At 71.1% G+C, this 13211-nt stretch carries 14 protein-coding genes; 9 read left to right on the top strand and 5 right to left on the bottom strand.

Going from position 1 to position 13211, the window contains the following annotated elements; all coding sequences use genetic code 11:
• Positions 1 to 370 precede the first annotated feature (370 nt).
• The 4 genes from trxA (at position 371) to BKA14_RS34090 (ending at position 3873) form a co-directional block, all read left to right on the top strand.
• Positions 371 to 733, top strand: coding sequence for a thioredoxin (gene trxA, locus BKA14_RS34105; RefSeq protein ID WP_184954873.1), 363 nt, complete (start codon positions 371 to 373; stop codon positions 731 to 733).
• Positions 734 to 866: 133 nt separating this feature from the next.
• Entirely contained in the window at positions 867 to 2807 is a 1941-nt protein-coding gene (locus BKA14_RS34100) for an intein-containing Rv2578c family radical SAM protein (protein WP_184954872.1), read from the top strand.
• Positions 2808 to 2831: 24 nt separating this feature from the next.
• On the top strand, positions 2832 to 3239 hold the full coding sequence (locus BKA14_RS34095; RefSeq protein WP_184954871.1) for a CoA-binding protein: 408 nt from the start codon (positions 2832 to 2834) through the stop codon (positions 3237 to 3239).
• A gap of 130 nt (positions 3240 to 3369) precedes the next feature.
• Positions 3370 to 3873, top strand: coding sequence for a DUF4190 domain-containing protein (locus tag BKA14_RS34090; RefSeq protein ID WP_184954870.1), 504 nt, complete (start codon positions 3370 to 3372; stop codon positions 3871 to 3873).
• A 258-nt stretch (positions 3874 to 4131) separates the two neighbouring features.
• On the opposite strand, the gene BKA14_RS34085 is transcribed toward BKA14_RS34090, so the two are convergent.
• The 3 genes from BKA14_RS34085 to BKA14_RS34075 all read right to left on the bottom strand — a co-directional run bounded on the left by BKA14_RS34085 (position 4132) and on the right by BKA14_RS34075 (position 6862).
• Complete coding sequence (locus BKA14_RS34085) at positions 4132 to 4923, bottom strand: SDR family NAD(P)-dependent oxidoreductase (RefSeq protein WP_184954869.1); 792 nt, start codon at positions 4921 to 4923, stop codon at positions 4132 to 4134.
• 145 nt (positions 4924 to 5068) lie between these two features.
• The gene (locus tag BKA14_RS34080) at positions 5069 to 5674 is read right to left on the bottom strand and encodes a hypothetical protein (RefSeq protein ID WP_239092587.1); all 606 of its coding nucleotides are present in this window, start codon (positions 5672 to 5674) and stop codon (positions 5069 to 5071) included.
• 264 nt (positions 5675 to 5938) lie between these two features.
• Positions 5939 to 6862, bottom strand: a complete 924-nt coding sequence (locus BKA14_RS34075; RefSeq protein WP_184954867.1) for a DMT family transporter — start codon at positions 6860 to 6862, stop codon at positions 5939 to 5941.
• Positions 6863 to 6998: 136 nt separating this feature from the next.
• Here BKA14_RS34075 and BKA14_RS34070 point away from each other — a divergent pair, with 136 nt between their 5' ends.
• The 5 genes from BKA14_RS34070 to BKA14_RS34050 all read left to right on the top strand — a co-directional run bounded on the left by BKA14_RS34070 (position 6999) and on the right by BKA14_RS34050 (position 11263).
• Positions 6999 to 7715, top strand: a complete 717-nt coding sequence (locus BKA14_RS34070) for an HAD family hydrolase (protein WP_184954866.1) — start codon at positions 6999 to 7001, stop codon at positions 7713 to 7715.
• The gene (locus BKA14_RS34065) at positions 7712 to 8209 is read left to right on the top strand and encodes a hypothetical protein (protein ID WP_184954865.1); all 498 of its coding nucleotides are present in this window, start codon (positions 7712 to 7714) and stop codon (positions 8207 to 8209) included. Before BKA14_RS34070 ends, BKA14_RS34065 begins: the two co-directional genes overlap by 4 nt.
• Before the next feature lie 61 nt (positions 8210 to 8270).
• On the top strand, positions 8271 to 9554 hold the full coding sequence (locus BKA14_RS34060) for a magnesium transporter MgtE N-terminal domain-containing protein (protein WP_184954864.1): 1284 nt from the start codon (positions 8271 to 8273) through the stop codon (positions 9552 to 9554).
• Entirely contained in the window at positions 9551 to 10096 is a 546-nt protein-coding gene (locus BKA14_RS34055; protein ID WP_184954863.1) for a DUF1003 domain-containing protein, read from the top strand. The genes BKA14_RS34060 and BKA14_RS34055 overlap by 4 nt, the downstream gene beginning before the upstream one ends.
• A 21-nt stretch (positions 10097 to 10117) precedes the next feature.
• The gene (locus BKA14_RS34050) at positions 10118 to 11263 is read left to right on the top strand and encodes an Mrp/NBP35 family ATP-binding protein (protein ID WP_184954862.1); all 1146 of its coding nucleotides are present in this window, start codon (positions 10118 to 10120) and stop codon (positions 11261 to 11263) included.
• Positions 11264 to 11272: 9 nt separating this feature from the next.
• On the opposite strand, the gene BKA14_RS34045 is transcribed toward BKA14_RS34050, so the two are convergent.
• Both BKA14_RS34045 and BKA14_RS34040 read right to left on the bottom strand, forming a co-directional pair.
• Entirely contained in the window at positions 11273 to 11692 is a 420-nt protein-coding gene (locus BKA14_RS34045; RefSeq protein WP_184954861.1) for a twin-arginine translocase TatA/TatE family subunit, read from the bottom strand.
• Positions 11693 to 11758: 66 nt separating this feature from the next.
• Positions 11759 to 13036, bottom strand: coding sequence for a S1C family serine protease (locus BKA14_RS34040; RefSeq protein ID WP_438861923.1), 1278 nt, complete (start codon positions 13034 to 13036; stop codon positions 11759 to 11761).
• Between the last annotated feature and the right edge of the window lie 175 nt (positions 13037 to 13211).

Here is a 13211-nt window from a genome sequence, read left to right as displayed (position 1 = left end):
CGCCCACGCTCTGTTGCTCGAGAGTCTGCCTCACCCTGCGTATGCATGTGAAGGTTTCTCGCTAGTGACTCAGATCACATTTAACAATCTTTCCTATTACCCTGGGCAAGAGCGATCGCCGAGGTCAGAGGGGGGTAGCACCCGCCCTCGACAGCCATGTCCGGATTCCTCGGCGCAAAACGGACGTCACAACTTGCTCCGTAACTGAGAGCGCTCCGCTCACTAATCGTTACGATGGGTTGCCCGAGCCCCACCCGGTGTCTCGATTTGGTGCTCCAGGCCACGTGTCGGCCGGCACCGAAGCGGGAATTGCTGGCGTGAACTATGGGTTTCACCGCACGAAAGCCAATTTCCCGTGGACGGAGACATCATGGCGACGGTTGCGCTGACCGCTGAGAACTTCGACGAGGTCACCGGCAAGGACGGCATCGTCCTGGTGGACTTCTGGGCAAGCTGGTGCGGGCCGTGCGTCCGCTTCGCTCCGACCTACGAGCGGTCGTCCGAGAAGCACGAGAACATCACCTTCGGCAAGGTCGACACGGAGGCCGAGCAGGAGCTCGCCGCGAAGTTCGACATCCGCTCGATCCCGACGATCATGGCCGTCCGCGACGGCGTCATCGTCTTCTCGCAGCCGGGCTCCCTTCCCGAGTCCGCCCTGGAGAACCTGATCGAGCAGGTGGAGAAGCTCGACATGGACGAGGTGCGCCAGCAGCTCGCGGCCCACAGCCACTGATCCAGCAGTTTTCCCTCGTCAGGCCCGCGAACCGGTTCGGTTCGCGGGCCTTTCGTGTGCCCACCGGGGCCGGGTCACCGACACGCCGGACCTGACTGGACAAGCGTATCGAACATGTGTTCGACTCTTCGCCATGCGATGGTCCAACCTGTCGGCCCCTTCCGACGGCGGCTCGCTCCTCGACAGGGCAGCGCCGGCGGCTCCACCCCTGCCGCTGGCGCTGCCCGGCGCCACCGTCCGCACGTTCGACACCCCCGGCTTCGCCGGCATGACGTTCTACGAGATCCAGGCGAAGAGCCTGATCAATCGCGTGCCGGGCGCCTCCCGGGTGCCGTTCGAGTGGACCATCAATCCCTATCGCGGCTGCTCCCACGCCTGTGCGTATTGCTTGTCGGGCGACACCCCGATCCTGATGGCCGACGGCACCACGCGCCGGCTGGCCGACCTGCGCAAGGGTGACGCGATCATGGGCACGATGGGTGCCGGCTCCACCCGGCGCTATGTCCCCACCACCGTGCTCGATCAGTGGTCGACCACCAAGGCGGCCTTCCGGGTCACCCTGGCCGACGGCACCCGGCTGGTCTCCAGCGGTGACCACCGGTTCCTCACCGATCGCGGCTGGCGGCACGTCAGCCCGGCCGAGCCCCACCAGCCCGCGCTCGCCGTCGGCGACCTCATGTTCGGGGTCGGCCACTTCGCCGAGCCGCCCAAGGAGTCCCCCGACTATCGAGCGGGCTTCCTCTGCGGCCTGATCCGCGGTGACGCCGGCCGGGGCGAGACCGCGCCTCCGCAGTCCCGTGAGGGCGACGCGTGGATCCGGGCCGACGGCTATCTCGACGACGTCCCCCTGCACGAGGCGCTGCGCTGGCCCGACCTGCCCACCACGGGGTGGTACAGGGGGTTTCTGGCCGGTGCCTTCGGCGCCGTGGGCACGGCCGACCGCCTGGCGATCAGCTTCACCAGCGGCGACCGGCAGTTCCTGTCCCGGGTCACCGCCGCGCTGACCTATCTCGGCCTGCCCAGCCGCACGCCCGTCCGCGTCCGGGGCGGCGGTGGCAGCGGCACAGTCGAGATCGACCGCGACCTGTGGGCGGCGCTGCGCTTCCGTCATCTCACCGGAGTCGACGGCGCCCCGCTCGACGCGTCGGGTGTGGGTGTGCGGGCCGGCCGGCAGCTCGCCGTGGTCGACATCGAAGACCTGGGCCTCACCCTCCCGCTGTTCGACATCTCGACCGGCACGGGGGACTTCATCGCCGACGGCGTGGTCAGCCACAACTGCTTCGCCCGCCACACCCACAGCTATCTCGACCTCGATTCGGGCCACGACTTCGACACCAAGATCGTGGTGAAGGTCAACGCGGGCGAGCTGATCCGCCGGGAGCTGGCCGCGCCGCGGTGGCGGGGCGCGCACATCGCCATGGGCACCAACGTCGACGTCTACCAGCGCGCCGAGGGTCGTTACCGGCTCATGCCCGAGATTCTGGCCGCCCTGCGCGACCACGCCAACCCGTTCTCGATCCTCACCAAGGGCACGCTGATCCTGCGCGACCTCGAGCTGCTCACCCAGGCGGCCGAGGTCACCCGGGTCGGGCTGTCGTTCTCCGTCGGCTTCCTCGACGAGCAGGTCTGGCGGGCCGTCGAGTCGGGCACCCCCAGCCCGCGGCGCCGGCTGGACGCGGTGCGCCGGCTGACCGACGCCGGGTTCGCCGTCGGCGTGCTGATGGCGCCGATCCTGCCTGGCCTGACCGACACCGACGAGTCGATCGACGAGACCGTGGCGGCGATCGCGGCCGCGGGCGCCACCAGCGTCACCGCCCTGCCGTTGCATCTGCGCCCCGGCGCCCGGGAGTGGTATGCCGCGTGGCTGACCCGCACCCGCCCCGATCTGGCCCCGCGCTATCGCGAGCTCTACGGCAACGGGTCCTACGCCCCGCAGACCTACCAGCGCGAGATCACCGCGCGGGTGCGCATGGCGGCCCGCCGCCACGGCCTGCACCGGGCCGATCCGGGCGAGGCGCGCACGGTGGCCCCGGCCCACGAGCGGCAGGAGGACCACCAATTGACGCTGTTGTGAAAAGACGTGACTACAGTCGATCGCATGAGGGATGCACAGCAGATCCTGGCGGAGGCCAACGTCATCGCGGTGGTCGGCGCGTCGCGCGACCCGTTCAAGCCGGCCCACACGGTGCCGCTGCAGATGCTCCGGCACGGCTGGCGGATCATCCCGGTCAACCCGTTCGTGGACGAGGTGTTCGGGGTCAAGACGGTGCCGACGCTGGCCGACATCGACGAGCCGATCGACCTGGTCGACGTGTTCCGCCCGGCCCACGACGCGGTCGAGGTGGTCCGGCAGGCGGTTGCGATCAAGGCGCCCGCGGTCTGGCTGCAGAGCGGAATCGTGTCGGCTGAGGCACGGCGGATCGCCGAGGAAGCCGGGATCGACTACGTGGAGGATCGCTGCCTGGCCGTCGAGCGCGCGGTGGGCAGCCTCAGCAAACTCACCTAGACGAGCCGTCCGAACGGCGCGGGATCGGGCCCGATCAGTCCGATTGCCGTCGCAACCTGCGGACACGTCCACCTATCGTGTCCTCCGCGACACCCCGGCTAGTACCGTGCCGGGGAACGAGGAGGACCTGATGACTTATCCGCCCGGTGGAACACCGGATCCATACCAGCCCCAGCAGCCGTACGGGCAGCAGCCTTACGACCCGACGACGCCGTATTCGGCCGAGCCTTCGAGCGGGCAGCCCTACGGTCAGCCGTCGAGCGGCCAGCCGTACGGTGCGCCCTCCAGCGGGCAGCCCTACGGCCAGCCGCCGCCCGTCTACGGGCAGGAGGCGTACAAGGGTGGCTCGCCGTACGGGCAGCCCGGCTACGGCCAGCCCTACGCTGCTCCGGTGGTGGCCACGACGAACACGATGGCCATCCTGTCGCTGGTGTTCGCGTTCGTGTTCGCCCCGGCCGCGATCGTCATGGGCCACATCTCCAAGAAGCAGATCCGCCAGACCGGCGAGCAGGGCGAGGGCTTGGCCACGGCCGGTCTCTGGCTGGGCTACATCTTCACCGGCATCGGCGTGCTGGTCTGTGCGTTCTACGTGATCGCGATCGTCGTCGCGGTCGGCTCCAGCACGAGCCCGTAGACCCCCGCCACGCCGGCCGGTCCCCGACCGGCCGGCCGCGCGGCCGGTCACAAGCCGGCCGCTCAACAGCCGCCCGGCCAGCCATGGAGCCGGTCACAAGCCAGCCGCTCAACAGCCGCCCGGCCAGCCGTGGAGCCGGTCGCAAGCCGCCCGGCCAACCGCGGGGCTGGTCAACAAGCCGCCCGGCCAGCCTAGGGACCGGTCACCAGCCGGCCGGGCAACAAGCCGCCGGGCAACAAGCCGCCGGGCAAGAGCCGGTCAGCGGAACTCGGCCTCGCGCACGCTGTTGCCGCCGTCGACGACCAGCATCTGCCCGGTGATGTAGGAGGCGGCCGGCGAGCACAGGAACGCGATCGCCGCGGCCACCTCGTCGGGCGTGCCGGGGCGGCCGATCGGCGTGCCCAGCCCCTGCTTGATCTCGGTGACCGTGGACGCAGCCGTGTAGATCGTGCCCGGCGCCACGCAGTTGACGTTGACCCCGTCGGCGACCAGCTCCATCGCGAGCGCCCGGGTCAAGCCGACCACGCCCGCCTTGGCTGCCGCGTACGCCGCCTCGGTGGGCAGCGCGTTGACCGGACCGGCCGTCGCCGCCAGGTTCACGATCCGGCCCCAGCCCTGCTCGGCCATGCCGCCCTGAAAGGCCCGGCTGCACAGAAACGCCGTGCTCAGGTTGCGGTCGATCTCGGACTTCCACTCGTCGTACGTGAGCTGGGAGACCGGCCGGAGGATCTCGGGGCTGGCCCGGCTCGTGAGGCCGGCGTTGTTGACCAGCACCTCGACGTCGCCCAGGTGGTCGGAGACGGCGTCGGCCAGCGCGCCCACCTCGGCCTCGTCGGTGAGGTCGGCCACGAACCCGGTGATGCCGAGTTCGGCGGCGCGCTCGTGGATGCGCCGCGTGGTCGAGACGATCGCCACCCGCGCGCCGAGGTCACGCAGCCGGCGGGCGGTCGCGTACCCGATCCCGTCCGGGCTTCCCGCGCCCGTGACCAGCGCGACCTTGCCGTCCAGTCGCAACGTGACCGGCGCTTCCTGCGGCTCCGCAGTCTCCACCTCGACCCCTAACTTCGCAGCGTCTCCCGGCGTCTCCCCGGGACATCCTCTCAGCCCGGCTCCACCCGGCGGCTCCGAGGGACGCCAATCCACACTTCACCCAGGCGTTTCGCGCCGAAGGGCGGGACCCGGCGGTGGGGCGCGTTCAGTTGATGCGCGGAGTGGCGGTCGGGTTGGCCAGGGGGCGTACGGGGGCCTCCTGCAGAAACAGCAGCGGGGCCTCGGGTCCGTAACGGGCGGGCAGCTCCGTACGGGCCCGGTCGAGGTCCTGGGTGCCGATCTCGACGCCGGCGCCGTCGTGGCGGGCGCCGACCGAGACGATGCGGACGCCGTTGTGCGTCCAGAAGTCGAGGTCGGCCAGCACCCGGTCGTGCCAGACGGCCAGGTCGGTCGCCGGGTGGGCGGCGTCGCGAACGACGATGCAGGTGTCCTCGGCGGCCCGCCGGATGAAGTCGTCGAACGTCGCGGACGGAACCCGGTGCACGATCGCGCGCGCGTTCTCCTGGTCGACCTCGAGACCGGCGTAACTGGTGGCGAACTCGCCCCGGCCCGCCCGGTCGATGCGGTCCATCGCGGCCTCGAGCTTGGCCGGTGTGACCGGCATGGACACTCCGGCCACGGCCATGTGTTCCGGCAGGCGCAGGAACTCGCAACCCGCGGTGCTCCAGCCGCCGGTCAGGCCGGGACCGTCAGCGGGCTGCTCGTCGGCCGAGTCGGCGCAGCCGCCGATCACGAGAACCGCCCCGAGCACCAGGAGACAACCGATTCGGAATCGAGAGCCGTACATCGCATTCCCCCTCTCTACCGCGCCCCGGCGGATGCCGCCAGGCGTGCGCCCGCCAGGCTCAACGAACTAAACGCCCAAAACGCCCGGTTCCGGCCGGCGGGCGGGAGAGGCATCGGTCGGGAGAGGCGTCAGGCGGGAGAGGCATCAGGCGGGAGACGCGTCAGGCGGGAGAGGCGTCAGGCGGGAGGCCGGACGCGGAGGGGTTCCGGCTGGAGGCAGGTCGAGAGTTCAGTCGGCGAGTGAGGGGTCGACGGCCGGGCGGGTGGCTCGCGTCGCGCCGAGGATGAAGACGGCTACGCCGGCCAGCAGCAGCGCCACTCCGGGCAGGGCGGCCGGCCGCGGCTCCTGACCGAGCCAGGCCCAGGCCAGCAGCGCGGCGCCCGGCACTTCGAGCAGGGCCAGCACGCTGACGGTGGTGGCCGAGGTGCGCTGCAGGGCGTAGCTGAACATCGAGTGGCCCAGCAGCTGGGCGCCCGCGACGAGGGCCAGGATGGCCAGCCAGGTGCGGTGGTCGTAGCCGGTCAGCGGCAGACCGGCGGCCAGGCAGACCCCGGCCAGCGCGAAGGCGCAGGTGCTGTAACAGATCCAGGTGTACGTCGTGGTGCTCAGCTCGGTGCGGGCACGCTCCCCGAGTGCCGTGTAGACCGCGGCGAACAGGCCGCCCAGCAGGGCCAGCACGTCGGCCAGGACGGCTTGGCGGGAGACACCGATGTCGGCGCCCGTGGCCCAGGCGGCACCGGCCACGGCCAGCCCGATGCCGATCCAGCCGGACAGCGACGGGCGGCGGCCTTGGGCGGCCGCGATCAGGCCCTGCCAGACCGGCTGGGTCGCGACGAGCGCGGCTGCCGTGGCCACCGAGCCGAGTTGCACGGCGGGCATCCAGGTGGCGAAGTGCACGGCGAGCGCGAGGCCGGCGAGCACGGCGAAGACTTTCGTGCGGCGGGAGGAACCGACGATCTCCGAGCGCCGGGGCCCGTACGTGATGGGGGTCAGCACGACCGCCGCCAGCGCGTTGCGCCAGAACGCGATGGCCAGGGCCGGAGCCGCCGCGAAGACGATCAGCGAGGCCGAGGACGAGACGGCGACGACCGCCACGGCCAGCGCGAGGGCGGTCGGCAATCCGGCGCGATGGAGCGATGAGCGCTCATTCATCCCCGGCCGTCGCTTCTTGCGGACTTCTGCACCACAGTTTGCGGACCCCTATTGAACGGAAAGTGATGCTGTCGTTACAGTCACCGAGGTTTCTCGCCCTTTTCATCCCCCTCGATGCCCTGGGAGGCGTTTCGCCATGCCCGCATACCGTGCGGTCGTGTTCGATTTTTTCGGCACGTTGACCCGTTCTGTGCAGCGGGGACCCCAGCACGCGGAGCTCGCCCGCGCGCTGGGCGTCGACCCCGAGGCGGTTCGCGGCGTGCTGGACCGCACGTTCCGGGCCCGCGCGCGAGGGCGCTACGGGTCCGCCGAGGCCACCCTACGGTGGGTGATCGAGCAGGCCGGCGGACACCCCCGGACGGATCAGGTGCGCGCGGGGGTGCCGGCGCGCGTGGACGCCCTCAAGGCGGACACCCGGCTGCGGGCCGACGCGGTCAGCGTTCTCGCGGCGATCAAGCGGCGCGGTCTCGGCACGGCCCTGATCAGCGACTGCACGCACGAACTGCCCGCGTTCCTGCCCAGCCTGCCGGTCGCTCCGCTGCTCGACGCGACTGTTTACTCCGTACGGCTGGGGGTCTGCAAACCGGATCCGCGCATCTATCTGGCCGCGTGCGAAAAGCTCGACGTGTCGCCGAGCGAGTGCCTCTACGTGGGCGACGGCGGTAGTCACGAGCTGACCGGCGCCGCCGCCGTGGGCATGACCCCGGTCCGGCTGGCCGCCCCCGATCTGGCCAGCCATCTGGTCTTCGACGCCGACACCAACTTCGCGGGCCGTACGGTCCGGTCGCTCACCGAGGTCGTCGGGCTCGTGGACCACGCCCGCATCGCGAGGCCGCTTAAGATTGCCCGGTGACTTCCGCCGTGCTCGACGAGGCGCTCAAGAAGGCCGCGCTGGCCTGGGTCGCGGTCGGCGACGGGCCGGCCCTGGCGCTGTGGGTGCTGCCCCTCGACGGCACGCTGATCGTGGTCAGCGGCCCGGGTGAGCAGTTCGCGCCGGGTCTGGCCGAGGCCACCCGAGCCACCGTACGGCTTCGGGGTGACAACGGCGGCCTCATCGTGATCACCGAGGCCGCCGTGAGCCGGATCGCCCCCGGCAGCGACGAGTGGACCGAGGTCGCGCCGCAACTGGCGGCCAAACGGCTGAACGCCACAGGCACGGCCGACGAGGTGGCGGCCCGCTGGGCGGCGACGGGGTGCGCGGTCGTGCGGCTGACCCCGGTGGCCGAGCAGCCCGTGGTCGAGCGGCCCGACCTGCCCGCTTCGTCGGGTGCGGCCGAGCCGCGCGACTCACCGGCCCGGGTCGAGACACCACGCCCCTTCCGCCTGCACAGGGTGAAGCGGCGCTGACGGGTGACGGCTCACCCGCCGGCGTGCGGAACATGTCCGGGCCCTGACCTAGGCTGGAGCCGTGACCATGGGGACGAGGGTTTATCTGGCCCGGCTTGCCGGGCTGCCCGTTTTCGACCCCAACGGCGACCGGGTCGGGCGGGTGCGTGACGCCGTCGTGCGCCTGCGCACCACCAACCGGCCCCCGCAGGTGGTCGGGCTGGTGGCCGAGATGGCGCTGCGCCGGCGCATCTTCCTGCCGATCGGCCGGGTGACGTCGATGGACGCCGAGGGGGTCGTGCTGGCCAGCGGCTCGCTCAACCTGCGCCGGTTCGAGAAGCGGCCCAACGAGCTGCTGCTGGTCGAGGACCTGCTGGACCGGCGGGTGACGGTGGTGCCCGACGACGGCGACGGGCCCGGCACGACCGGCGCGGTGGTCGACATCGGCGTGGAGCTCAACCGCAACAACGAATACCTGGTGACCAAGGTCGCCGTGCGCGAGCACACCGGGCGGCTGGCCCGCCGCGGCCACGTCTTCCAGGCCGAGTTCGACCGGGTGCGCGGCCTGATCGGCCCGACCGACACCCAGGGCACGTCCAACCTGCTGGCCCTGCTGGAGCAGATGAAACCGGCCGACATGGCCAACGCGCTGCAGGATCTGCCCGACGCCCGGCGCAACGAGGTCGCGGCCGCGCTGAGCGACCGCACGCTGGCCGACGTGCTGGAGGAGCTGCCCGAGCACGACCAGGTCGAGATCCTCGTCCGGCTCGACCGGGAACGCGCGGCCGACGTGCTGGAGCGGATGGACCCGGACGACGCGGCCGACCTGCTCGGCGAGCTGCCCAAGGCCGAGCAGGCAGTGCTGCTCGACCTGATGGAGCCGGAGGAGGCTGCCCCGGTCCGTCAGCTGATGAACTACCGGCCGGGCACGGCGGGCAGCGTCATGACCTCGGAGCCGGTGATCCTGACGCCCGACACCACCGTGGCCGAGGCGCTGGCCCGCATCCGCGAGCCCGAGCTGTCGCCGGTGGTCGCGGCGCAGGTCTTCGTGGCCCGTGCGCCGTCCGCCACTCCGAGTGGGAAATACCTCGGCATGGTGCATTTCCAGCGGCTGCTGCGCGAGCCGCCGTCTTCGATCCTGGGCGGCATCATCGACACCGACCTCGAGCCGTTGCGGCCGGAGACGTCGCTCGCCGAGATCATCAAACAGATGGCGACGTACGACCTGGTGGCGATGCCCGTGGTCGACTCGTCGCGCCGGCTGGTGGGCGCGGTGACCGTCGACGACGTGCTCGACCATTCACTGCCGCGGGACTGGCGCGACCGTGACCTTCGTGAGCCCGAGGCCGACGAGGTCAGGCTGTGACCGAACAGCGCCGCGACCGTCTGGATCAACCCGTCGAGCCGGGCCGGGTGCGGTTGCCGCGCTTCGACCCGGAGTCGTTCGGCCGCTGGTCCGAGAGCATCGCCCGATACATGGGCACGGCCCAGTTCATCGTGTGGATGACGCTGGTGATCGCGGCCTGGTTCGGCTGGAACACCCTGGCGCCGGCCGGTCTGCGCTTCGACCCGTACACGTTCACGTTCCTCACCTTGATCCTGTCGCTGCAGGCGTCGTACGCGGCGCCGCTGATCCTGCTCGCGCAGAACCGCCAGACCGACCGCGACCGCCTGGCCATGGAGGAGGACCGCCGGCGGGCCGCGATGCAGAAGGCGGACACCGAATATCTGGCCCGCGAGATCGCCTCGCTGCGGATCGCGCTGGGCGAGGTGGCGACCCGCGATTTCCTGCGCTCCGAGCTGGCCCGGCTGGCCGACGAGCTCGACGAAGCGGCCCATCGGCGGGAGAAGCGAGCCCGTACGGACTGGGAGGAGGATCGCAAGGACTGGGACGAAGATCGCCGATAGCCCCGACGTAGCATGGGCATCATGTCCGCACCCGCCTCCACCATCGAGGACGCGATCCAGGCCGCGCTGGCCACGGTCGACGACCCCGAGATCCGCCGCCCGATCACCGACCTCGGCATGGTCAAGGGCTTCACCGTCGCCGACGGCACGGTCCGGGTCGAGTTGCTGCTGACCGTGGCCGGTTGCCCGCTGCGCGACAAGCTCAACTCCGACATCACCACCGCTCTGACCAAGATCCCCGGCATCACCTCGGTGAGCGTCGATTTCGGCGTGATGGACGAGGAGCAGCGCAAGGCCCTGCAGGTGACGCTGCGCGGCGGCGGCACGGCCGAGCCGGTCATCCCGTTCGCCCAGCCCGGCTCGCGCACGAGGGTCTATGCGGTGGCCAGCGGCAAGGGCGGTGTGGGCAAGTCGAGCGTGACCGTCAACCTGGCCGCGGCCCTGGCCAAGCGCGGGCTCTCGGTCGGCGTGATCGACGCCGACATCTACGGCCACTCCGTGCCCCGCATGCTGGGTGTGGACGGCCGACCGACCCGGGTCGAAGACATGATCATGCCGCCGCAGTCGCACGGCGTGAAGGTGATCTCGATCGGCATGTTCACGGCGGGCAACGCCGCAGTGGTGTGGCGCGGTCCGATGCTGCACCGCGCGCTGCAGCAGTTCCTGGCCGACGTCTACTGGGGCGACCTCGACGTGCTGCTGCTCGACCTGCCTCCCGGCACGGGCGACGTGGCCATCTCGCTGGCCCAGCTTCTGCCCAACGCGGAGATTCTGGTCGTCACGACCCCGCAGACCGCCGCCGCCGAGGTGGCCGAGCGGGCCGGCGCGATCGCCCTGCAGACCCACCAGCGCCTGGTCGGCGTGGTGGAGAACATGTCGTGGCTGGAGCTGCCGGACGGCTCGCGCATGGAGGTCTTCGGCGCGGGTGGGGGGCAGGCCGTGGCCGATTCGCTGACCACCACGGTGGGCGCCTCGGTGCCGCTGCTGGGGCAGGTGCCGCTGGACACCCGGGTGCGCGAGGCGGGCGACGCCGGCGAGCCGATCGTGCTGGCCGCGCCCGACGCGCCGGCCGCCAAGGCGCTCGATGCCGTGGCCGACAAACTGGCCGTGCGCCGCGAGTCGCTGGTGGGCAAGCCGCTCGGCCTGATGGTCAACACCAAGCGGTAAGACGCACGCTCAGGTCGCGTCGAGGTCGAACTTCTGCCTCGGCGCGACTGCCGTCGCCGGCTTGTCCGACGCCGTGCTGTTGGTGTTCTTGATGTCGGCGGCCGCGGCGACCTCGGTCAGGTCGGTCTTGACCCCGTTCAAGTCCTGCTTCACGTCCTCGAAGAGGCCCTGCAGCGGCTTGCGGATCGCCGCCTCGTCCTCCTCGCTGATCAGGTGCTTGCGGATGAACGCCTTGGGGTGCAGATCCTGCAGCTGAAGGTCGGTGCCGAGCTCGCGGTTGAGGTCGCTGGTCGCATTCTGCGCCATGGCCCGCAGGCCGCGCAGCATGCGCAGACCATCGCCGATGACCTTGGGAAGGCGCTCGCCGAAGATCAGCAGCGCCAGCATGAGCAGCGCGCCGATCTCCCACCAGTTCAGGTTCTCGAACATGTGGCCTCCCCGGGTCCGGAACTCAGCCTACTGACGCGAGATGGCCAGTGGCAGTCCGGACGGCGATCAGTTGGAGTCGGCGACCAACGTCACCGAGGCTGTTTCCGTCTTCGTCCCGCGACGGTACTCCACCGAGACGGTGGCGCCCGGGTCGTACTTGCGGACCAGGGCGATCAGGTCGGTGCCGTCCTCCAGCACGTGCCCGTCCAGCTTGGTGACCACGTCGCCGGACTTCATGCCCGCGGCCGCGGCCGGGCCGGACGGCTCGACCGAGCGCAGCCGGGCCCCCGACGTGCTGGTGCCGCCGGTGACCACCTCGGCGCCGATCACCGTCCGCCGGGCCTTGCCGTGGTCGATGATGTCCTGCGAGACCCGCTTGGCCTGATTGATGGGGATCGCGAAGGCCAGGCCGATGTTGCCGGCCTCGGTCTCGCTGCCACCGACCGAGCGGATCACCGAGTTGACCCCGATGACCTGGCCGTCCGCGTTGACCAGCGGGCCGCCGGAGTTGCCCTGGTTGACCGCGGCGTCGGTCTGGATGGCCGCGTAGTACCGGGTCGTGCCCGCGTCGCCGGCCTCGATCGTGCGGTCGAGGGCGCTGACGATCCCGTACGTCACCGTGTTGCGCAGGGCCAGCGGTGAGCCGAACGCGAGCACCGGGTCACCGACCGCGATCGAGTCGGAATTGCCGAGCGCGACCGCGGTGAGCCCCGACTTGGCGACCTTGATCACAGCCAGGTCGGACTGCGGGTCACGGCCGACCAGCTCGGCGCGGGCCGTGGAGCCGTCGCTGAAGACCACCGACATGGTGTCGTCGGCGCCCTCCACGACGTGGTCGTTGGTGACCACGTAGCCGTCGGCGGAGACCACGAAACCGGTGCCGATCGCTCCGGTCACGCGCACGGTCACCACGCTCGGCAGCACCTTGGCGGCGATCCCGGCCAGCGAGTCCGGAGCCCGGTTGGCGGCGGCCGGCGGGTCCTGCGCGGTGGACCCCAGAGCGGTGCCCCCGCCACTGTTTCCGTAGCCGCTCTTGACCGCGAAAAGGTAGCCCAGCGTGCCGCCCAGACCGCCCGCGAGCAGGGCCGTGACCAGGCAGATGACGAGAATCGGAGTGTACGACCGGCGGGGCGCGTCGGGGTCGGGCACGGCCTCGGGCGCGGGCCCGGCCGGGGTGCCCGGATTCTGCACCACCACGGCGGTCGGAGCATACGGGTCGCGCCACGGGTCGGCGAGCGCGTCGGACCACCACGGCGACCCCGGCTGAGGCGGGCCACCCACGGGCGGCAGGGGTTGACCGGGGGCGGGCGGCGGAAGGGAACGAGCATTCCAGCCGTCGGTCACGTCGGTGCCTCCACTCAGTTCCTCCCGGATCCCACTCCAGAATGACACGGATCCCGGGCGTCGCCCTGCCCCGGCCTGTTTATGCATCGACGGCCCGGTGCATCCCGGCGGCGGTTCCCTCTACTCTCTTATCCGATGTGCGCGGCTGAATCCACGCGCGTCCGCAAACGCCCAC

This window comes from Paractinoplanes abujensis (assembly GCF_014204895.1).
Lineage (GTDB): Bacteria > Actinomycetota > Actinomycetes > Mycobacteriales > Micromonosporaceae > Actinoplanes > Actinoplanes abujensis.
This window is presented reverse-complemented; position numbering and strand designations above follow the sequence as displayed.